The organism is Micromonospora sp. NPDC049274, assembly GCF_040678875.1.
Taxonomy (GTDB): domain Bacteria; phylum Actinomycetota; class Actinomycetes; order Mycobacteriales; family Micromonosporaceae; genus Micromonospora.
On the sequence record NZ_JBFAQS010000002.1, the window covers coordinates 240,637 to 261,107 of the forward strand.

The following is a 20,471-nucleotide window of genomic DNA, read 5'->3' on the forward strand; positions in this document are numbered from 1 at the left end:
TGTCGACTGTCAATTGCGCTTGCGTCACACCCGCCGACGGCCGCGGGCTCGGCTCAGTAGTAGTCGTCGATCGGTCGACGCGCCTCCTCGAACAGCGCCGGCCCCTCGTAGCGGACCGGAGGCAGCGGCGGGGTGGCAGGCTTGACCTCCTCGAACTGCTCGCCGGACAGCGCGTACACCACCCGCCCGAGGCCGGAGCGGTCGATCGCGGTGGCGCACATCGGGCAGGGCTGGCAGCTCGTGAACATCGTGGTGCCGGCGGCCGCCTCCGGGGAGAGTTCCCGGGCTGCCCAGCGGGCCAGCTTCAGCTCCGGATGGGCGGTGATGTCCGAATCCGAGACCACCGTGTTGTGGTCCTCGATCAGGACGACGCCGTCCGCGCCGACAAGCAACGAGCCGAACGGCCGTTCGCCGGCAGCCCCCGCCCGAGCGGCGAGGTCGACGGCACGGCGGAGAAACGTCTCGTCCTCAGGTGTCATCCGTCCACGCTAGCCACAGTGGACCCGACACACGAACACTGTCGATTCAGCGGCGCGGATGCCCCAGGATGACCGGATGGATCTGCCTGAGGGACTTGCCTGGATACGAACATCAGCTGTCGGCAGGGCCTGGCTGGCCACACTCCCGACCTTGCTGGCGGAGTGCGCCGAGCGGTGGTCGCTGCGGCTGGGCCCGCCCTTCCGGTACGCGTACGCCTCCCTCGCTCTCCCCGCCGACCTGCCCGACGGCACGGCGGCGGTGCTCAAGCTCCAGTTCCCTGCCGAGGACAGCCAGCACGAGGCCCACGCGCTGGCCCACTGGGACGGTGACGGCGCGGTCCGGCTGCTCGCGCACGACCCGGACCGGCACGCCCTGCTTGTGGAACGCTGCCAACCCGGCACACCGCTGTACGAGCTGCCGATGGACCGGGCCCTGGACGCGGCGATCGACGTGCTGCCCCGGCTCTGGCGGCCGGCCGGCGCACCGTTCACCCCGCTGGCCGAGGAGGCGGCCGGCTGGCTCGACCGGATTCCGCGAAGCTGGGAGCGGACCGGCCGGCCGTACGAGCGGCGACTGCTCGACGCGGCACGCGCCCTGCTCGTCGACCTGGCGTCGAGCCAGGGCGAGCAGGTGCTCGTCAACCAGGACCTGCACGCCGGCAACGTGCTCGCCGCCGACCGCGAGCCATGGCTGGTGATCGACCCGAAGCCCCTGAGCGGCGAGCGGGAGTTCTCGGTCGTCCCGCTCGTGCGCGGTCAGGAGCTGGGCCACTCGCCGGCCGCAGTCCGGCACCGGCTCGACCGGCTCAGCACCGAACTGGGGCTGGACGCCGAGCGGGTACGGGGTTGGACGATCGGTCACACAATGGCCTGGAGCATCGACGAGGACGTCGTCTTCCCGCACCAGATCGAGACCGTCCGCTGGCTACTCGACGGCGCGTGATCTGCGGCGGGCGGTCCGGTCGGGCTGGCAGGTGCGGCACCAGTAGAGGTTGCGGCCGGCCAGCTCGCTCCGGCTGACCTCGGCGCCGCAGACGTGGCAGAGGCCCCCGGCGCGGCGGTAGACGTACACCTCGCCACCGTGGCGGTCGACGCGCGGTGGGCGACCCATCGCCTCCGGCAGGTGCACGTCGCGGACCGTGTCGATCCGCCCCTGCCGCAGGGCGAGGCGCATCAACTCGACCAGATCGGTCCAGAGGGCGTCCCAGCCGGTCCGGGTCAGCCCTCGGCCGGGCATCGTCGGCGACAGCCCGGCCCGGAACAGCGCCTCGGTCACGAAGATCAGCCCGGTGCCGGCCACCACCGACTGGTCCAGCAGCAGCGCCGCGAGGGGCGTCGGGCTGCGGGAGATCCGGGCGTACGCCCGCTCGGGGTCGGCGTCGGCGCGCAGCGGATCCGGCCCGAGGCGCTCGCGCAGGGCGGTGACCTCGGGCGGGGTGAACAGCTCGCAGGCGGTCGGCCCGCGCAGGTCGAGCCAGTGCCTGTCACTGGCCAGCCGCAGCCGCACCTGACCGACGGGATCGGGCGGCGTCCCCGGCCCGTCGGTGAACTTCCCGTACAGGCCGAGGTGCACGTGCAGGGTCAGCTCATCGGCGTAGTGGTGCAGGAGGTGCTTGCCGTACGCCTCGGTGCCCTCCAGGACGGTGCCGGAGAGTCGGGCCGCCCCCTCGGCGAAGCGGCCCTGCGGACTGGCGGCGTGCAGCTTGTCCCCGGCGAACAGCTCGGCGTGCCGGGCCGCCAGGCGATGAATCGTGTGTCCCTCTGGCACGGGTGCCAAGGATAGCCAGCGCGGCGAGCGGGGCGCGTTGGTCGACTCGGGTTTCTGGAAAACGGGGTGTCGCGATGGACGGGACACCCCGGTTTACAGGAAGGCGAGTCGGTCGGCCGTACCCGGGATTGGTGTCAGGAAACGTCCAGGTGGGTATTTCCGGGTCGTACCGCGTGGGTGCCACCCGTTTCGTCGGCCACCACGCATTCAATAGGAGGTGTGTAGTGGTCAGGATTCCTTCGCTGTCCCGCCGGTCCGAGCCGGCGCCGACGCGGGACGAGAACCTCGACGGCCGCGTCGACGGCCGTGACACCCCGGTCGCCGACCGGGACAGCAGCACGGCGGTCACCGACACGGGCCGCTCCGACGACGTCACCGGCCGACCGGTGGTCACCGACCGGGACGCCGACCAGACGACGTACCGCAGCACGACAGCGACCGACGAGCAGGTCGGCGCGGCCGAACGACGTGCCGCGGAGCGCGCGGCCGTGGCCCGAGCCGCCACCGCCCGCCCGCTGGAGGGCGACTCCCGGCCCGGCGCCACCCGGCCGGCCAGTGCCGCGGCGACTGCCCCGACCATCGACCGCACCGTCGACCGCGACACCGACCTCGACCGGACGACCCGGCGGCCGGAGCGCGACACGGACCTCGACCGGACGACCGGGCGACCCGACCCGACCGACCGCGTCGTGACCGACCGCCCGGTCGACCCGACCCCAGGTCACACCGAGCCGGAACCGCCGGTGACGCGCGGCCCGAAGCCACGGGCCAGCCTGCTCGCCACCCTCGGCCTGATCGTCTCCGTCGCCGGCGCGCTGTTCGTGCTGACCGGCACCCTGGCCGGGTACGGCATCGGGCTCGGCGCGTTCGGCGCGGTGCTCTCGGTGCTCGGGCTCATGGCCACCCGCCGCCGGCACGTCGCCGGCAAGACCGACGCGCTGTTCGGCGTGCTCATCGGGCTCGCGGCGGTGGTGATCGGTGTGCTGGCGATGACCGGGCAGTTCGACTGGCCGAGCACCGACGGCGACTGGGTGCCGCGCTTCCGGGAGTGGCTTGACTCACAGTTTGTGGACCGTTTCTAGCGGGCACTGTTCCGCTCGCCGGTGGTGCACCGGCGAAAGACCCGGCGGTTCGCCGGCAGCCCGACCACCCGGTGGTTCACCGGCCGGGCACACCCTTTCAGGGGCGGCGATTCGCCGCCCCTGAAGTGTTTCCGGGGCCCGGTTCGCCGGGCCCCGAAGCGTTTTCACGACTCCCCTGGCCCTCTACGCAACGAATCGCAGCCGCAGATCGCTCAGACGCAACGAATCTTCGGTCTGCGCAACTCTCGGTGGTGGATCCTGCCGTCCGGGCCGCATAGCGTTGAGCCACGGCGCCAGCCCGTGGGCCACGGAGGCCGGGCGCGCCCGACCCCTGGGAGCAGGACAATGACGATGGACGCCACCAGCCAGCGCCTGTTGATGTGCCGGCCGACGTACTTCGCCGTCGACTACGCGATCAACCCCTGGATGGACCCGAGCGCGCCGGTCGACGCCGCGCTCGCCGTCCGCCAGTGGGAGCAGCTACGCCAGACGTACCTTGACCTGGGCCACACCGTCGAGGAGATCACTCCGGTGCCCGGCCTGCCCGACATGGTCTTCGCCGCCAACGGCGGCACCGTGATCGACGGCAAGGCGATGGCCGTGCAGTTCCGCGACCCGCAGCGCGCCGACGAGGCGCCGGCCTACCGGGCCTGGTTCGAGGCCGCCGGCTTCGAGATGTACGACCCCAAGCACGTCAACGAGGGCGAGGGCGACGTCCTGCTCGCCGGTGACCACCTGCTGGCCGGCACCGGCTTCCGCACCGCCCACGCCGCGCACGCCCAGTTGCAGGAGGTCTTCGGCTACCCGGTGATCACCATGCAGCTCGTCGACCCGCGCTTCTACCACCTGGACACGGCGCTGACCGTGCTCGACGAGCGGACCGTGGCGTACCTGCCGGAGGCGTTCTCCCCCGGCAGCCAGGCCGTGCTGCGCCGGCTCTTCCCCGACGCGGTGCACGCCACCATGGCCGACGCCGAGGTGCTCGGCCTGAACGCGGTAAGCGACGGCCGGCACGTCGTGCTGCCCGCGCAGGCCACCGACCTGGCCGCCAAGCTGCGCGACCGGGGCTACGAGACCATCGGGGTCGACCTGTCCGAGCTACGTAAGGCCGGCGGCGGACCGAAGTGCTGCACGCTGCGACTCCGTCAGGGAAAGGCAAGCAAGTGATCGAGGACATGCTGCGGACCCCGTCCGCCGTCCGGGACGCGGAGAAGTACACCGCGCACAACTACCACCCGCTGCCGGTGGTGATCTCGTCCGCCGAGGGCGCGTGGCTCACCGACGTGGACGGCAAGCGCTACCTGGACTGCCTGGCCGGCTACTCGGCGCTGAACTTCGGCCACCGGCACCCGCAGCTCATCGCCGCCGCGCACGCGCAACTGGACCGGCTCACGCTGACCAGCCGCGCGTTCATCCACGACCAGTTCGCCGACTTCTGCCGGGAGCTGGCCGAGCTGTGCGGCAAGGACCTCGTGCTGCCGATGAACACCGGCGCGGAGGCGGTGGAGACCGGGATCAAGGTGGCCCGCAAGTGGGGCTACCAGGTCAAGGGCGTCACCCCGGGCCAGGCCAACATCGTGGTCGCCGAGGGCAACTTCCACGGCCGGACGACCACGATCGTCAGCTTCTCCACCGACGAGGACGCCCGCGCCGACTTCGGGCCGTACACCCCGGGCTTCACCGTCGTGCCGTACGGCGACCTGGACGCGCTGACCGCCGCGATCGACGAGAACACGGTGGCCGTGCTGCTGGAGCCGATCCAGGGCGAGCAGGGCGTGGTGGTGCCGCCGGAGGGCTACCTGCCGGGCGTACGCCGGGTCTGCACCGAGCGGAACGTGCTGTTCATCGCCGACGAGATCCAGTCCGGTCTGGGGCGTACCGGTCGGACGTTCGCCTGTGACCACGAGGGCGTCGTGCCGGACATGTACCTGCTGGGCAAGGCGCTCGGCGGCGGCATCGTGCCGGTGTCCGCGGTGGCCGCGAACGCCGACGTGCTCGGCGTGCTCAAGCCCGGCCAGCACGGCTCCACCTTCGGCGGCAACCCCCTGGCGTGCGCGGTGGCCATCGAGGTCGTCCGGCTGCTGGCCACCGGCGAGTTCCAGCGCCGCTCGGCCGAGCTGGGCGAGCGGCTGCGGGCCGGCCTGGAGGCGCTGGTCGGCAAGGGCCTCGTCGGGGTACGCGTCCGTGGCCTGTGGGCCGGTCTGGACATCGACCCGGCGCTGATGAGCGGGCGGGAGGCGTGCGAGCGGCTCGCCGAGCGCGGCGTGCTCGCCAAGGACACCCACGGCTCGACCATCCGGCTCGCCCCGCCGCTGGTGATCACCGAAGAGGAGATCGACCTCGCGGTGGCGCAACTGGCAGGGGTGCTAACCACCTAACAGTGCCCCACCCCCACCTCCCCCTCCCCGTCCCCACCCCCACCCCCACCCCCGCCTCCCCCTCCCCGTCCCCGTCCCCCGCGCTGGCGCCGGCACCGCTCGCGTTGATCATGAAGTTATTGCCCTCTGCCGCGGCGTGTCGTGGCAATAACTTCATGATCAACCGGGGTTGGCGGGCCGGGGCGCCGGGCGGGCCGGGGCGCGGGGCGGGCGAGCGCGGGGGCGCGGGCGCGCGCGGGGCCGGGGGCGGGGGGGGTCAGGGGCGGGGTAGGCGCATGGCCATCGTCGGGGCCTCGGCCATCACCGAGGTGGGGGTGAACGGGGCGCCGGTCGGCAACTCCTCGGCACGGCCGATCTGCACCCCCGGGTACAGCTCGATCATGTCGTTCTCGCCCAGCACCCGGGACTGCTGCGGGGCCAGCGGGATGCGATCCGCCTCGTTCATCGACCCGGACGGCCGGATGCCGGACCCGTTGGTGCTGACGTCGGTCACGATGACCTCGCCGACCCGCAGCTCGAAGCGGACGTGACCACGGCTGATCCAGCGCCGGGCCTCGTCGTTGAGCCACTGCCCGAGCATGATCCCGCCGTCCTGCTCGGGTGCCCGGCCGGCCACCACCGGCTGCTCCTCGCTCAGCACGAACCGCCGCCGGACCAGGCCACCCACGCGCACCGCGAGCACCTCCGTACGCGGCCGTGGACCGCCGTCACCGAGACGCGCGCCGTGTCGGGGGCAGGTTGGTACGCCGTTGCGCAGCGAGGGCGGCGGCTGCGCGGCCGGGCTGCGGTCCGCTCCGCCGGCCAGGTCGGCGAACGCGCCGCCTCCACCACCGCTGCCGAACAACGCGCAGCCCGACTCCGGGCAGCGCCACTGCCGGGCCAGCAGCTTCGCCCCGGTCGGCGAACGCGTGCCGCTCACCGGGGCGTGGCCGCCGCCGACGTGCGCGATGAACACCGGCCCGCCGGCGCCCGGCACCGGGGCGACAACCCGGCCGGGCTGCTCGACCAGCCACGGGAACCGCCCGCGCAGCCCGTCGAAGCGCACCCGGGTGAGCACCGGCAGACCGAGCAGGTCGGCGACCTCCAGCATCCGGTCACCCGGGTTGTCGAGCACCTCGACGAGCCCGTCGTCGGCCCAGCGGCGAACGACCATCCGCTCGTTCGAGGTCAGGTCGGCGTCCGAGAGCAGCGCTCGGTGCACCACGGCGTACACCTGGACGCTGTCCTCCTCCAGCTCGCGGGAGAGCGCGTCGATGACCATGCCGAGGCGCAGCAGGCTCGCCGGCCGACCTCCGTCGATGTCCTGGTAGCGGATGATCTCGGCCAGGTCGAGCACCGCGCGGGCCAGTGACGGGTCGGTGCAGACCCGCCCCTCGATGGCGTCCAGAACCTTGCTGATCTCGAATCTCATGCCGCACTCCGGACGATGTCGTCGATCCGCCGGGCCAGCTCGACGTCCCGGTGGGTGACCCCACCGGCCGAGTGCGTGACACAGCGGAAGGTCAGGGTCCGCCATCGGATGTCGATGTCGGGATGGTGGTCGAGCTCCTCGGCCACCGCCGCCACCCGGTCCACCACCGCGATGGCGTCCGGGAAACTGCCGAGCTGGACGGTACGGCCGATGCCGGTCGGGTCACCCGACCAATCGGCCAACCCGCCCAGCTCTTTCCGCACCGCGTCCGCGGTGAGCAGGTCTGCCATGACCAGACCCTACCGGTGGGCCACCGCATGCCGAACCGCCCAGCCCGAGGTGGAGGCATGGAGCAGCTCGTACGGGCGCACTGTCCTACAGCCGCAGGCGCTCCACCAGCACCCTGAAGTTGGGCGCCACCTCACGCCAACCGCTCAGTCCCAGGTAGATCACGCGAGGATCGCCGCCATCGGCGCCGTAGTGCAGTGCTATCGACATGTCCACGCCGAGGTCGCCGACGACGAGACACCGACTCGGATCGATGTCGCATTCCGGGCCGACAAGGTCCCGGTAAACCTCCGGCGACTGCGCCCGGAGCAGCTCGTTCTGGCGCGCCATCGATGGGAGATCGTAGAAGCGGGGGTCGTCCGGATCATCGTCGAACACCTCCCTCAGCACCTGCATGTCGGGTGGCTTCCAACGGCCGCTCTCCATGACCTGCACAAGTTCGGCAGGGAGCACGAAGCCACCTATCAACAGCCTGGGAACGACCACTTGACCACTCACCCCACGCTCGGTGGCTTGCCGGACCGAATCCATGATCGGACCTCGCCGGGCCGGAGCGGGTGCAACATGTCCGAAATTTCGGCACATTCACGCTTGCCGAGTTTCCACGCATGGCGCTCGTCCCGACCACCGTCACCAGCCCGGCGCACACACGGCGGTGGGGCGGCATCATCAGACGCCGCCCCACCGCTCAATCCGTTCAGCCGCGCAGCGGCCGTGCCGTTCAGCCGCGCAGCGGCCGTGCCGTTCAGCCGCGCAGCGGCCGGCCCACGTCGTGCAGGTGGCCGAGCGCCTGCCGGTACGACTCGATCAGCCCGGTCTCCGCGTACGAGATGCCCTGCTCGACGCAGTAGGCGCGGACGATCGGCTGCGCCCGACGCAGGTTCGCCCGGGGCATGTTCGGGAACAGGTGGTGCTCGATCTGGTAGTTGAGCCCGCCCAACGCCGTGTCGACCAGCCGGCTGCCCCGCACGTTGCGGGAGGTCAGCACCTGCTTGCGCAGGAAGTCCAGCTCGTCCTCGGCGGTCGGCATCGGCATGCCCTTGTGGTTCGGCGCGAACGCGCAGCCCATGTAGAGGCCCCACAGCCCCTGGTGCACGGCGGCGAAGACCAGCGCCTTGGCCGGCGACATGACCGTCAGCAGCAGCGCCACGTAGCCGGCGGTGTGGGCGAGGAGCAGCCCGGCCTCGACCGCGCGGTGCCGCATCGGGGTCGCGTACCTGCCGCTCTGCTCCCGGCCGATGATCGCCCGGATGCTCGCCACGTGCAGGCTCAGGCCCTCCAGGAAGAGCAGCGGGAAGAAGAGGTACGCCTGCCGGCTCGCCATCCAGCGGTGCGCGCCCCGGGTTTCCAGCGCCTGTTCGGGAGTCCACACCAGAGCGCCCGCGCCGACGTCCGGGTCCTCGTCCTCGTGGTTCGGGTTGGCGTGGTGCCGATTGTGCTTGTCGACCCACCAGCCGTAGCTGATCCCCACCGCCGCGTTGCCGGCGACCAGCCCCACGACCTCGCTGGGAAAGCGTCGACGGAACATCTGGCGGTGCCCGGCATCGTGACCGAGGAACGCGACCTGGGTGGTGGCCACCGCCATCACGGCCGCGAGCGCCACCTGCCACCAGGAGTCGCCGACCAGGAACACGGCGACCCAGCCGGCCACGAAGGCGCCGAGGGTGAGCACGAGGCGGGCGACGTACGAGGCAGGGCGCCGCTCCAGCAGACCGGCCTGACTGATCCGTCGGGACAACTGTGCGTAATCGCTACCCCGCCGTCGTACCGGCGGTTCCGCCACCGCTCCGAGCGCCATTACTGCTCCCGTTCCGCTTGCGCCCGAACCGGGATGGTTCGGGGTCAATGCCAGTTTCCCCGCATTTGTTGCGCTGAGTAACCCTGGCAACCCCCGAATGGGGGGTAGGGCGAGCCCTACCCCCCAGCTTCGGTTCAGCCCAGCCGGGCCACCACGGCGCGTAGTCGCGCCAGGTCACGACGCCGCCGCTCGTAGCTGGCGGCCAGCCCGATCAGCGCCAGCCCGCCGGCACCCAGGTAGATCCACCGCGGCAGCAGGTCCCAGCCACGGACCAGTTCGTGCAGCGCCAGGACCGCCAGCACCCCGCCGCCGAGCAGCACCGGTGCCTGCCAGCGGCGGGTGGCGCCGGTGAGCACCACGCCCAAAGCCGCTCCGCCGAGCAGCAACCGCCGCCACGGCTGCGGGTCCGGCCCGGCCAGCACCGACGCCAGGCTCGGCAGCAGCGCCGCGACGAGCCCCGGGCCGAGCGCCGGCCAGCTGGTCAGTCCCGGCCGGGCCCGCAACGCCAGCAGGCCCGCGCCGAGGGCGAGCGCCGCGGCCGGCAGCGTGTACGCCTCCAGCACTGTCACCCCACCGGCGGCGAGCAGCACCCACGCTCCGAGCAGCTCGCTGGTCCCGGCGATGGCGGTCAACCGCCACCGTCGGCCGGTCGGCTCGCCCCGCCGCAGCAGCCGTAGCGCTACGGCCGCGCCCCACAGCACACAGACGGTCGCGAGGTGCCGCGCCGCCTCGACGGTGAGCACCGCCGCCACCACCGCCACCGCCTGCGCGGCGGCGTCCAGCACCCGCCCGACCGGCGCCAGCACGGTTGGCCGCCCCCTGGTCGCGGCGGCGGCGGCCAGGATCAGCACGGCCACTCCCAGCAACGGGTACGCCGCAACCCGCACCGGTAGCCCGCCGGCGAGCGGAGCGGTCACCGCCAGCGCGCACGCCGCCCCCACCGCCGCGACGGTCCCGACGACGCGCGCCCCGACCGCCCGCCCCCCGACCGCGACGACCACCGCCGCCACCACGAGCGCGCCCTCGGCCGCGAGCGTGCCGGCCCGGGTCGCCAGGAGCCCGGTCACGCCGGTCGCGACCAGCACCACCCCCACGGGTACGGCGATCGGCTTCAACGCCGGACGCGGCACCACCAGGGCGGCGACGAGCAGCGTGGACACCCCGACGAGCAGGGTGGCGACCGGCAGCACCGGCCACGGCGCGCCCACCGCGACCAGCAGCACCGGCAGGGCGGCGGCGGCGAACGGCAGGGCGGCCAGCAGCGGCGGGCGCACCCGCCGACCGGTCAGCACCGCCGCCGCCGCCACCGCGACGAGCGCCAGCCCGACGGGGACCATCCCCCGGTCGGCGACGGCCGTCGGCGCACCCGACCAGACCGCCCACCGGCCGTACGGGGCGATCAACGCCACGAGCACCGCCGGCAGCGCGGCCAGCACCGCGACCCCCGCCAGCACGACACCCGCCACCACCAGCACGCCCGACGGCCCGTTCGTCAGCAGCCCCCCGACAGCCGGGCGCTCCCCCGGCCCGCCCGACTCGTCGCCGGTCCCCGGCAGGCCCCGGCGGGCGACGAGCGCGACGCTCAGCGCCGCCAACGCGGCGTACAGCGTAACGGGCTCGTTTCCCGCCGCCACCAGCGGCGCGACCCCGGCCGCGAGCACCGCGACCACGGCGCCCGTGACCGCGTACCCGAGCAGGTCGACCCGCTGGCGACGCACCGCGAGCACCGTGACCAGCGCCAGCCCGGCGGCGCACAGGGCGAGCCGGGCCTGCCACCACGGCGGCGCGCCGGCCGCGAACAGCGCCACCGCGGCGATGCCGGGCAACGTGAGCTGCGCGATCAGCAGACCCGCGCCCGCCACCCGGCGGTACGCCCCACCACGACGCGACGCCGCCGCCACCCCGAGTACGGCGCTCGTGCCCAACGCCACCACGACGCCGACCGGATCGGCCAGGGCCACCAGCAGCGCGTGCCCGACCAGGACGGCCCCGCCGAGCGCTCCGCCGAGCAGGGTGGCCGGGCGGATCGCCGGGCGAGCCAGCACGGCGAGCACGAGCGCGACCCCACCCGCCAGGTCGACGGCCACCACAGTCGCCCACGACGCCGTCCAGCCGGCCGGCACGGCGAGCAGCACCACCACCGCACCGGCCGAGGTGAGCAACGGCCACCCGCTGCGGGGCAGCAGCAACGCCGTCGCGCCGAGCGCCAGAGCGACGCAGGGTGCCACCTGCCAGCCCCAGCTCAGGTCCGGCCCCCACCCGGCTCCGTGCCACGGCGGCAGCGACCGGCCGGCCGCGGCGACCGCCAGCACACCCGTGATCACAACGGCGATCTGTGCCATCCCCGCCGCGACCAGCAGCGACCCGACGCGCGGCCCGGCCCGCCAACCGGTCGGCAGCAGCCGCACCGCCCCGGCCAGGACGAGCGCCACCGTGGCTGCCGCGAGCAACAGCAGCGACGGGCGCAGCTCACCCACCGGACGCAGCACTGCGGCGGCGAGCACCGGAACCAGCAGCCCCCCGGCCACCGCCCGCAGCGCCACGCCACCGACCAGCAGTGCCGCGCCGAGACCTGTCACCGCGACCAGCAGCAGCGGCACCCCGGCCAGCAGCGTCGACCCCGCCGCCCGCCCCAGCAGCAACGGCACCAGGGCACACGCGGCGGCACCGACAAGCGCGCCGACGTGACCCACCCCGGCGAGCACCCGACCGGCGACGCGGCCCGCCCCCTCCCCACCGCGCAGGGCGGCCAGCACCGCCAGGTCCAGCAGCGCCACCCCGAGCAGCACCAGCGCCCAGCCGGCCGCGCCGGGCTCGGCGTCCGCCGCGAGCAGCGGCAGCACCGGCTGCGCCGCCAGCAGGCCGGCGAACCAGGGCCCGGTCAACCCGCTCGACCGGCCGTACGCCACGGCGACCGCCGCGCTGGCCCCCCCGACCAGCGCGGCGTACCGGGTGTCCGGCCAACCGGCCACGCCGGCCAGGTTCACCGACCAGGCGGCGTACCCGTCCAGCACCACCAGCAGCAGCCCCACGGCGGCGAACGTCTCCGCCGTGCCCCGCAACCCCCGGCGGACCGCCAGCAGCGGGGCGGCCAGGACGAGCGCCGTGACCGCAGCCAGGATCAGCGCCCGGCCACCGACCCCCACGGCCGCCCAGGCCACCGCCGTGAAGACGACGGCCGCCGTGCCGAGCAGGAGTCCACCGAGGACGAACAGCAGGCCCTGCACCGTCCGGGTCGACGTCTCCGCCGCCCCCGGCCGGGCGTGCTGCACCGAGCCACCGGGCGCGGTGGACGCGACGACCGACGGCGACGCCGCGACCGACGGCGGCCCGACGACCGGGACCCCCGCCGCCAACCCCGCGCGGACGACCGCCGCCAGCTCAGAACGCCGCCGCGAGGTGGCCGCCAACAGCCCGGCCAACTCGGTGTACGCCAGACGAGCCCGCTCCACCTCGGGCTCGAGCCGAGCCACCTCCCGCCCCAGTCGGACCACCTCGGCCGCGACCGGGTCCGGTGGGCGGCGGCAGCCGGCGCATCCGGCGCTCAGATCGGCCGGGGCGCCGCAGGCGGGGCAGGGATAGCGGGTGTCGTCCACCCGCTCATCATCGAGATTCCGGCCGGCAACGGCACAGAGTGCGCGTACCTAGGGTCGGGTGTGGTCGTGCACCCAGGCGGCGTACGCGGGATCACCACTGTCCACACGCGACACCAGGATCTCCGGAACCTCGTACGGGTGGCTGGCCCGGATCTGGTCCACAAGCGCGGCCAACCGATCCGGTGCGGTCTTGAACTGCACGGACCACTCGGTGCTCGTCTCCACCCCGGAACGCCACCAGTAGGTGCTGTCCACCTGACCGCCGACCTGGGCACAGGCGGCGAGCCGCCCGGCGACGGCCGCGGCCGCCAGCACGTCCGCAACCGAACGCGCATCCACCACCGTCGTCACCACGCTGATCTGGTCCACGAGCGCACCCTACGCGGCGGCATCCCGATTGGCCGCGATCCACGTGTCAATCTGTGCCCACCAGTCGAAGAGCCAGTCGATGCGCTGCTGCCGTTCGGTAGGTACCTCCTCCGGGGGCACCGACCAGAACCGCATCACGATCCGCTTGTCCATGGGCAGTTCCCGCCACACATCGGCGACGGTGAGCATCCGGTCCAGTCCGGTGTGGGCGACGAAGATGACACCGGCGTCCGGGGCGGCGTCCAACGCGGCGAGCACCCCGCCGGGCTGCGGGGCTAGCACGTGGCGCATCCGTTCGGCGCGCTGCGCCATGCGTTCCAGGCCGAGGGACCGCAGCCGGGCGATGGCCCGCAGCCGTCGGTTGGGGGTGAAGTTGCCGCCCTCCGGGAAGATCACGAAGGCGTCGTTGTCGTCCAGGCCGGTGGCCAGGTGACCGACCTGGCGTACCGTCTCCTCGCCGCGCTCCGGCGTGGGCGCGATGAACCGGTTGGGCAGGCGGTTGAGCAGCACATCGATCGCCGGGTCCCACTGGAGGCTGTCCTTCAGCACGATCCGCGGCTCCCGGTGGAACCAGTTGACCAGCCCGTGGATCAGGATGAACGAGTCGCCCGGCCCGGCGTGCCGGCAGAGCACCAGCTCGGGCCGGCCGGGCAGCGCCGTGTCCGGGTCCGTGCCGACCACGTCGATGTGCAGCCGCAGCGACCAGCGCGCCTGCCAGAACAGCACCCGCAGGAACCAGCCGGCCAACACGTAGTGCGCGCGCTGGAAGGCCGGAGACCGGCTACGCCAACCGAAGCCGGACGCCAGCCACAGGACGAACAGCGCGAGCAGCGCGGCAGCGTCCCAGACCAGGTAGACGCAGCCGATCCAGAGCAGCCGCAGGGGGCGTAACCGGCCCGGGACCAGCGGTGAGGCGGCCGCCGCGAGCAGCGCCCAGACCGGCAGCGTCGTCACCACGGCGATCGCGAGCAGCACCACGCCGGGGGCGATCAGCAGCCGCCGCAGCCACCTGGGGGGCAGCGGCATCAGCGCTCCACGTTGGTGGCGAGGTAGCGGCGCGACGCGGTGTACGCCCGGCTGATCCGCCGTCCCACCGCCGCCATGTCCCGGTACGCCCACGGGGTGTCGTCGCGTGGGTTCAGCCCACCTGTCGGCAGGACGTGCACCTCCACCCCCTCGGGCAGCGCGGCCATTTCGCGGAAGAAGCGGTGCCGGCGGGATATCTCGAACGCGACCTGCGCGATCTCCCACGGCCGCCGGGGTGGCGTCAGCTCCCGTTCGATCCGGCCCACCTGGAGGACGAAGATCTGGCCGGCGCCCGCGGCCACCGCCTCGCCGATCGGGATGGAGTTCACGATGCCGCCGTCGACGTAGTGCGCGCCGTCGATCTCGGTGGGCGGGAGCAGGCCCGGCACCGAGGCCGACGCCAGCACGGCCGGCACCACCGGGCCACTGGAGAACCAGTGCTCGGCGGCCCGCTCGATGTGCGCGGCGCAGCAGCGGAACGGCACCCGCAGGTCGGCGAATGTGGTGTCGACGCCCAGTTCGGATTCCAGCAGCCGCCGCAGAGGCCGGGGCGAGTGCAGGTGGGTGCGGGCGGCGAAGCGGCGCAGTTGCCGGGCGACCGAGTCGCCGTACACCTCGCTGGCCTCGGGTGAGGCCCAGAGCCGGACCAGCCGGTCGGTCACCGCTTCGGACGGGTCGGCGGCGACAAGCGCGCCGTTGACCGCGCCGATCGAGGTGCCGAGCACCATGTCGGGTTGGATGCCGGCGCGGAACAGTGCCCGCAGCATGCCCACCTCGACGGCGCCGAGCACCCCGCCACCACCGAGCACGAACGCCACCGGTCCCGCCGCCATGTCCTCATCCTGGCACGCGCCCGCCGCCGACCGACGGGCCGCCGCCGCGCGGCGGTGGGCGCGGCCCGGTCGCCGTCCGCCGACGATCCACCACATCGCCGTTGACAGGTCGGACACATTCGCGCAACCTGATACCGCTCCCACCCCAGAGGGCAGGTGCGATAGGTGAAGGCAGCGCTGCATCCGGGCCGATTGCTGGCTCGCAGGTACCGACTCATCGACCAGATCGGTGCCGGCGGCATGTCGGTGATCTGGCGCGCACGGGACGAGGTGCTCGACCGCGTCGTGGCGCTCAAGGTGCTCGCGCCGTCGCTCGCCGCCGACGCGCGGTTCCGCGACATGGTGCGGGAGGAGGCGCGAGCCGCGGCCCAGTTGGTGCACCCGCACGTGACGTCGGTGCACGACTACGGCGAGACGGTCGACCCGGACGGGTCCATCACGTCGTTCGTGGTGATGGAGCTGCTCAGCGGCGAGGAGTTGGAGCTGCGGCTCACCGAGGGCCCGCTGCCGTGGCCGGAGGCGGTCGAGGTGGGCGCCCAGGTCGCGGACGCGTTGGCCGCCGCGCACCGGCTGGGCATCGTGCACCGCGACATCACCCCGGCCAACGTCATGATGACCGCGATGGGGGTGAAGGTCCTCGACTTCGGCATCGCCACCCGGATCGGCGCGCCGGACGAGGACGAGGACGGCGGCACCTTCGGCACCCCGGCGTACGTGGCCCCGGAACGGCTCGACGGCGCACCCGCCCAGCCGGCCACCGACGTCTACTCGCTCGGCGTCCTGCTGCACGAGGCGTTGACCGGCCGGGTGCCGTACCCGGCGGACACCTGGGAACAGCTCAGTGCCGCGCTGGCCGGCGGTCCGGCGCCGACCCTGGCCGACCTGCCGGAGCTGCCGGCGGCGGTGGCCCGAATCTGCCTGCGGAGCCTCTCCCGGGACCCGGCGGACCGGCCGACCGCCCGGCAGCTCGCCACCGCGCTGCGCGACCACCGCCTGCCACCCGAACCACCGACAGCCACGATCCGGGTGCCCACCCTGGCCCTGCCGCCGGCGGGTTCGCCGACGAGCGCCGCGGGGGCGACGCACACCGGAGTCGCGACGGTGGCGACGGCGCCGCACACGGGCGACGCGACAGTGCCGCCGCTGGACGACGACGTGGTGGAGGCGCCCGGCCGGTCTCGGCGGCGGGCGCTGCTCCTGATCCCGGTGGTGCTTGCCGTCGGGGTGGCGCTGGCCGGTGCGGCCCTGCTGCCCGACCAGCAGCCGGATCGCCGGGCGCAGCCGTCGGCCGGCCCCGTGACGCCCGTGCCCACCGACCCACCGACCGACCCGCCGACCGGCCCTCCGGCCACCGAGCCGTTCCGACCGAGCCCGGCGCCGTCGTCGCCACCGGCCACCCGCGCGCCCACCGGCGGGCCGAGCACCCTGGTGGAGGCCGCCAACCGTGTCGACGGGCTGATCGGCGCCGGCCTGCGCGACGGGGAGATCCGCGACGACGTCGCCCTCGACCTGCGCAACGAGCTGCGCAACCTGCTGGCCGCCGTCCGCTCCGGCCGGGACGAGCTGGCCCCACCGGTGGCCCGGCTGCGCGAGAAGGTTGCGGTCCGCCTCGGCGAGGGGGCGATCAGTCCGGCGTACGCGCAGCGGCTGGACGCCGCCATCGCCGAGCTGGGCGCGGCACGGGTCTGATCCGGTGCGACGCCGTCAGCGGACCGCGACGGGGGCCGCCTCCCGGACGGCGGGCCGCCCGAGGGCGAAGCGCCGGTAGACGTCCTCGTAGCCGTACGCCATCCGCTCGACCGAGAAGTTCTCGGCGACGTGCGCCACGCAGTCCTGCGGGTCCAGCTCCCGGGCGGCCAGCAGCGCGGCGGGCAGCTCGTCGGGCCGTTGGCAGACCAGCCCGGTGAGTCCGGGCCGCACCAGCTCGGGCACCGCACCCCGGTCGAGCGCGACCACGGGCGTACCTGTCGCCATCGCCTCCAACATCACCATGCCGAACGGCTCCTCCCACTGGATCGGCATGATCAGGCAACGGGCGTCGACGAGCATCCGCAGGGTCTCGGCGCGATCGGCGTTGAGCACGACCGTCACGTCCTCGTCGACAAGCGGCGCGACGACCTGCTCGTAGTAGCGCCGTTCGGCCGGCTCGTTGCACTTGCCGGCCAACAGCAGCGGCAACCCGGCCTCCCGGCAGGCGCGGATGGCGATGTCCGGGCCCTTGTCCGGGCTGAACCGGGCCAGCCACAGCACCGGCCCGGGGCCGGGCACCGTCTTGCGCGGGAAGCCACGCAGGTCAAGCGCGTTGTGCACGGTGCCGGCCCAGGGCAGGCCCGGGTTGAGTCGGCGCTGGGCGTGCGAGATGGCCACCAGGGCGACATCCTCGTCGGCGTCGCCGAGCACGTCGCCGTACTCCCCCACCGGGTTGCCGTGCACCGTCGCCACCGTCGGCACGGACCGCCGGCCGGCCACGAGCGGGCCGATGGTGGTGTGGTCGTGGATCACGTCGAAGTCGGCCGGCGTGATCATGTGTCTGACCCGGGCCAGGTGCGCCAGCTCGGGCAGTGACTCGCCGAGCCGCTCGTACTGGACCTCGGCGACAGTGGAGACGAATCCGCTGGCGGCGGTGCCGTGCTGCTCGCCGGCCCCGAACAGCGTCACCGCGTGACCGTGCGCGGTCAACGCGTCGACCAGGCAGGCCACCACCTGCTCCAGACCGCCGTAGCCGGGCGGCGGCACGGACAGCCATGGCGGGACCACCATCGCGATGCGCAACGACCGCTCCGGCGAGCGGTCGGCGGGCGGGTGGTTCACGGCCACGAGTCCTCCCCGTTGATCCCCGATCGGGTATCGCCGTCGGTCGGCATGGTCCGCGCCGGTTTCCCCACCCGGCCCCTGGTAAACCGGACAAGACGGACGCTTACCCGCCGACCAGGAGTTGGTCGTGCACCTCTCGTACGCCCGGCGCCGACCACGCCACCCGTTCCACCTGGTCCCGTTCCCACCACGAGCGGACCACGCCGGCGAGGACCAGCGTGTCGCCGTCCACCTCCACCGTCACGCGCTCGGCGCCGAGCGTGCGCGCCAGGGCACGCCGGACGTCCTGTCGCAGCCGCTCGCCGGCCGGAGGCGCGGACGGTCGTACCTCGACCAGGTTCGTGATACCCCGTACGCCGTCCAGCCGCCGCAACTCCCCCTCGGCGGCTCGGCGCTGCCACCCGAACTCGACCTCGCCGCGCAGCATCAACCAGCCGTTGGCCACTGTGACGTCCAGCCGTTCGGACGGCACGAAACTGTCCCACTCCAGGGCCCGGGCCGCGGCGAGGGCGACATCGCCGTCGGTGCGCCCCGGTGTCCCCGGCAGCCGTACCTCGATCTCGTCGGCCACCACGCGCACCCCGCGCACCCGCTGGGCGCAGCGGGTCGCCGCCCAGGCACGGGCCGCCCCGTCCACGAAACCGCTCAGGGTGACCACTCCCTGGTCGACGGCCACCCCGATCTCGTTGGGGCGCACCCGCGGATCCCAGGCCAGTTCGGCCAGGACCGCACGCTGGATCAGCTCGTCGTCGCGGACGTCCACCGGCCCCCACCCCCGTCTCGCCTCGTCCACCGAACCTGCCGGGTGTACGGGTGACGGCGGTTCACCCGAAGTGGGTGAACCGGCGTCCGGGCGGAAAAGAGCGGCGGGTGACGGAGCCGACCCCCTCGGCCCCGCCACCCGCCGCCGGAGGGAGGAGGCAGGTTCAGTTGTCGGTCAGGACGTCTCGGCGAGCGTCACGGTCACGGTCTTCTCGGCGCCGTCGCGCTTGAAGTGCACCTCGACCCGGTCGCCGACCTTGCCGGCCTGCACCGCGCCGACCAGGTCGTCGGAGTCGTTGATCACCTTGTCGCCGAAGCGGGTGACCACGTCGCCGCGCTGGAGGCCGGCCTTCTCGGCGGGGCTGCCCGTGGTGATCGAGGCGACCAGCGCGCCGCCACCCTCGGCCTGGTTGACGCCGACCCCGAGCGAGGGGTGGCTGACCTTCTCGCCGCGCTGGAGCTTGCCCGCGACGTCCTTGGCCTTGTTGCTGGGGATGGCGAAGCCGACGCCGATGTTGCCGGTGCTCTGTCCGGAGGTGGCGATGGCGGTGTTGACGCCGATCACCTCACCGCGCGTGTTGACAAGCGCGCCACCGGAGTTGCCGGGGTTGATCGGGGCGTCGGTCTGCAGCAGGCCGGAGATCGAGCTGACCGCCTGGCTCTGCTGGTTCGGGTCCTGCTGCTGGCCGCCCTCGCCGGCCCGGATGGTGCGGTCCCGGGCGCTGAGGATGCCCGCGGTCACCGAGCCCTGCAGGCCCAGCGGGCTGCCCAGGGCGAGCACCTGGTCGCCGACCTGCATCGCGTCGCTGTCGCCGAACTTCGCCGGCTTGAGGTTGCTCACCCCGTCGGCCTTCACCACGGCCAGGTCGGTCTTCGGATCGGTGCCGACGATCTTCGCCTGGGCCTTGTTGCCGTCGGCGAAGACGACCTGCACGGTGTCCCCGCTGGCGGAGGCGACCACGTGGTTGTTGGTGAGCACGTAGCCGTCGGCGGTGAGCACGACACCGGAGCCCTCGCCGCTGTCGGTGGCGATGGAGACGACGCTGTCCTGGACGGAAGCGGCGATCTTCGGCAGGTCGGCGCTGTTGAGCACGGGGGCCGCCGTGTAGGTGCGGGTGACGCCGCCGTTGTCGCCGTCGAGGGCGAGCGCGAGCGCGCCACCGGCGACGCCGGAGCCGAGCATCAGGGCGAACACCGCGACGCCGGCGCCGGCGAACTTGGCGATCCGGCTCGGCCGAGGCCCGGAGCCGGGCGCTGTGGCCTGCGGCCCCCAGGGCGGCACGGGCTGCCCCGGGTGGTGCTGCTGGTGCTGGGCGTGCAGTGGGTGCTGCGGGTAGGCCGCGCCCGGCTGGCCCCCGCCGGCCCAGCCGGACTGCTGGCCCGCGTGCCAGCCGGTGCCGGGGTACTGGCCGGCGGCGGGCTGCGGGTAACCGGAGTAGCCGGGCTGGCCCGAGTAGCCCGGCTGGCCGGGCTGAGCAGGCTGGCCGGAGTAGCCCGGCTGGCCGGGCGCCGGGTGGCCGGAGACCGGGTACGGCGGCGCGGACGCGCCGGCGGCGGTCGGCGGCTCGTACCCCGTGGGCTGGCCGGCGGTGGGCGGCTCGTACCCGGTCGGCTGCCCGGGGTGCGGGGCGGACGCCGTCGGTCCGTCGGAAGCGGCGGGCACGGCCGGGGTGGCGGCGGTGGGCGCGTTGTCCCCGTCGGTCGAGACGACCGGAACGGGGGTGGTCGGAGAGTCGGACTGCGCGCGCTCGTCGCGCGGCAGCTCGGCGGTGGGGTGCGACGGCTCGGCGTCGGTGGGGGCCGGCCGGCGCTGCGGGTCGGACTCGAACTCGGTCATGGGACTACCTTCTCCCCGGGCACTGCAATC

Annotated in this window: 18 protein-coding genes; 5 read left to right on the forward strand and 13 right to left on the reverse strand. The window is 73.8% G+C overall.

Features of this window, described 5'->3' with window-relative positions:
• Positions 1–53: 53 nt before the first annotated feature.
• Positions 54–479 carry a nucleoside deaminase gene (locus AB0K10_RS04635; RefSeq protein WP_363679966.1) on the reverse strand — a complete coding sequence of 142 codons (426 nt, stop codon included), beginning with the start codon at positions 477–479 and terminating at the stop codon, positions 54–56.
• Between the two features lie 151 nt (positions 480–630).
• Here AB0K10_RS04635 and AB0K10_RS04640 point away from each other — a divergent pair, with 151 nt between their 5' ends.
• Positions 631–1,422, forward strand: coding sequence for an aminoglycoside phosphotransferase family protein (locus tag AB0K10_RS04640; RefSeq protein WP_363679968.1), 792 nt, complete (start codon positions 631–633; stop codon positions 1,420–1,422).
• Here AB0K10_RS04640 and AB0K10_RS04645 read toward each other — a convergent pair.
• Positions 1,405–2,247, reverse strand: a complete 843-nt coding sequence (locus AB0K10_RS04645) for a DNA-formamidopyrimidine glycosylase family protein (RefSeq protein WP_363679970.1) — start codon at positions 2,245–2,247, stop codon at positions 1,405–1,407. The genes AB0K10_RS04640 and AB0K10_RS04645 overlap by 18 nt on opposite strands.
• A 224-nt stretch (positions 2,248–2,471) precedes the next feature.
• On the opposite strand from AB0K10_RS04645, the gene AB0K10_RS04650 reads away from it, so the two are divergent.
• The 3 genes from AB0K10_RS04650 to rocD all read left to right on the forward strand — a co-directional run bounded on the left by AB0K10_RS04650 (position 2,472) and on the right by rocD (position 5,707).
• Complete coding sequence (locus AB0K10_RS04650) at positions 2,472–3,329, forward strand: thrombospondin (protein WP_363679972.1); 858 nt, start codon at positions 2,472–2,474, stop codon at positions 3,327–3,329.
• A gap of 351 nt (positions 3,330–3,680) precedes the next feature.
• The gene (gene ddaH / locus AB0K10_RS04655; protein WP_181518433.1) at positions 3,681–4,496 is read left to right on the forward strand and encodes a dimethylargininase; all 816 of its coding nucleotides are present in this window, start codon (positions 3,681–3,683) and stop codon (positions 4,494–4,496) included.
• Positions 4,493–5,707, forward strand: coding sequence for an ornithine--oxo-acid transaminase (gene rocD / locus AB0K10_RS04660; protein ID WP_363679974.1), 1,215 nt, complete (start codon positions 4,493–4,495; stop codon positions 5,705–5,707). The genes ddaH and rocD overlap by 4 nt, the downstream gene beginning before the upstream one ends.
• A 256-nt stretch (positions 5,708–5,963) precedes the next feature.
• Here rocD and AB0K10_RS04665 read toward each other — a convergent pair whose 3' ends face one another.
• From AB0K10_RS04665 to AB0K10_RS04700, 8 genes are all read right to left on the reverse strand, one after another.
• On the reverse strand, positions 5,964–7,118 hold the full coding sequence (locus AB0K10_RS04665) for an FHA domain-containing protein (protein ID WP_363679976.1): 1,155 nt from the start codon (positions 7,116–7,118) through the stop codon (positions 5,964–5,966).
• Entirely contained in the window at positions 7,115–7,408 is a 294-nt protein-coding gene (locus AB0K10_RS04670; protein WP_363679977.1) for a 4a-hydroxytetrahydrobiopterin dehydratase, read from the reverse strand. The genes AB0K10_RS04665 and AB0K10_RS04670 overlap by 4 nt, the downstream gene beginning before the upstream one ends.
• Positions 7,409–7,493: 85 nt before the next feature.
• Entirely contained in the window at positions 7,494–7,937 is a 444-nt protein-coding gene (locus tag AB0K10_RS04675) for a hypothetical protein (RefSeq protein ID WP_363679978.1), read from the reverse strand.
• Between the two features lie 214 nt (positions 7,938–8,151).
• Positions 8,152–9,204: an acyl-CoA desaturase gene (locus AB0K10_RS04680; RefSeq protein ID WP_363679979.1), complete on the reverse strand. Its 1,053-nt coding sequence runs from the start codon at positions 9,202–9,204 to the stop codon at positions 8,152–8,154.
• A gap of 134 nt (positions 9,205–9,338) precedes the next feature.
• Complete coding sequence (locus AB0K10_RS04685; RefSeq protein ID WP_363679980.1) at positions 9,339–12,800, reverse strand: hypothetical protein; 3,462 nt, start codon at positions 12,798–12,800, stop codon at positions 9,339–9,341.
• A gap of 48 nt (positions 12,801–12,848) precedes the next feature.
• Positions 12,849–13,169: a divalent-cation tolerance protein CutA gene (cutA, locus tag AB0K10_RS04690; protein ID WP_363679981.1), complete on the reverse strand. Its 321-nt coding sequence runs from the start codon at positions 13,167–13,169 to the stop codon at positions 12,849–12,851.
• Positions 13,170–13,178: 9 nt separating this feature from the next.
• The gene (locus tag AB0K10_RS04695) at positions 13,179–14,195 is read right to left on the reverse strand and encodes a 1-acyl-sn-glycerol-3-phosphate acyltransferase (protein WP_363679982.1); all 1,017 of its coding nucleotides are present in this window, start codon (positions 14,193–14,195) and stop codon (positions 13,179–13,181) included.
• Positions 14,195–15,028 (reverse strand): patatin-like phospholipase family protein, encoded by an 834-nt coding sequence (locus tag AB0K10_RS04700; protein ID WP_363679983.1) that lies wholly within the window; start codon positions 15,026–15,028, stop codon positions 14,195–14,197. The genes AB0K10_RS04695 and AB0K10_RS04700 overlap by 1 nt, the downstream gene beginning before the upstream one ends.
• Positions 15,029–15,193: 165 nt before the next feature.
• Between AB0K10_RS04700 and AB0K10_RS04705 the strand changes: the two genes are divergently transcribed.
• Positions 15,194–16,717 (forward strand): serine/threonine-protein kinase, encoded by a 1,524-nt coding sequence (locus AB0K10_RS04705; protein WP_363679984.1) that lies wholly within the window; start codon positions 15,194–15,196, stop codon positions 16,715–16,717.
• Positions 16,718–16,732: 15 nt separating this feature from the next.
• Here the strand turns inward: AB0K10_RS04705 and AB0K10_RS04710 are convergent, their stop codons facing one another.
• From AB0K10_RS04710 to AB0K10_RS04720, 3 genes are all read right to left on the reverse strand, one after another.
• Positions 16,733–17,788 (reverse strand): glycosyltransferase family 4 protein, encoded by a 1,056-nt coding sequence (locus tag AB0K10_RS04710; RefSeq protein WP_363680502.1) that lies wholly within the window; start codon positions 17,786–17,788, stop codon positions 16,733–16,735.
• Between the two features lie 157 nt (positions 17,789–17,945).
• Complete coding sequence (locus AB0K10_RS04715; RefSeq protein ID WP_363680504.1) at positions 17,946–18,605, reverse strand: BON domain-containing protein; 660 nt, start codon at positions 18,603–18,605, stop codon at positions 17,946–17,948.
• Positions 18,606–18,779: 174 nt separating this feature from the next.
• Positions 18,780–20,441: a trypsin-like peptidase domain-containing protein gene (locus AB0K10_RS04720; protein ID WP_363679985.1), complete on the reverse strand. Its 1,662-nt coding sequence runs from the start codon at positions 20,439–20,441 to the stop codon at positions 18,780–18,782.
• Between the last annotated feature and the right edge of the window lie 30 nt (positions 20,442–20,471).

Excerpts from the sequence above, each read along its gene's own strand:
- ddaH (WP_181518433.1), top strand. The coding sequence starts at position 3,681 with ATGGACGCCACCAGCCAGCGCCTGTTGATGTGCCGGCCGACGTACTTC.
- AB0K10_RS04635 (WP_363679966.1), bottom strand. The coding sequence starts at position 479 with ATGACACCTGAGGACGAGACGTTTCTCCGCCGTGCCGTCGACCTCGCC.
- AB0K10_RS04680 (WP_363679979.1), bottom strand. The coding sequence starts at position 9,204 with ATGGCGCTCGGAGCGGTGGCGGAACCGCCGGTACGACGGCGGGGTAGC.
- AB0K10_RS04720 (WP_363679985.1), bottom strand. The coding sequence starts at position 20,441 with ATGACCGAGTTCGAGTCCGACCCGCAGCGCCGGCCGGCCCCCACCGAC.
- AB0K10_RS04670 (WP_363679977.1), bottom strand. The coding sequence starts at position 7,408 with ATGGCAGACCTGCTCACCGCGGACGCGGTGCGGAAAGAGCTGGGCGGG.
- AB0K10_RS04665 (WP_363679976.1), bottom strand. The coding sequence starts at position 7,118 with ATGAGATTCGAGATCAGCAAGGTTCTGGACGCCATCGAGGGGCGGGTC.
- AB0K10_RS04710 (WP_363680502.1), bottom strand. The coding sequence starts at position 17,788 with ATGGTGGTCCCGCCATGGCTGTCCGTGCCGCCGCCCGGCTACGGCGGT.
- AB0K10_RS04675 (WP_363679978.1), bottom strand. The coding sequence starts at position 7,937 with ATGGATTCGGTCCGGCAAGCCACCGAGCGTGGGGTGAGTGGTCAAGTG.
- AB0K10_RS04695 (WP_363679982.1), bottom strand. The coding sequence starts at position 14,195 with ATGCCGCTGCCCCCCAGGTGGCTGCGGCGGCTGCTGATCGCCCCCGGC.
- AB0K10_RS04700 (WP_363679983.1), bottom strand. The coding sequence starts at position 15,028 with ATGGCGGCGGGACCGGTGGCGTTCGTGCTCGGTGGTGGCGGGGTGCTC.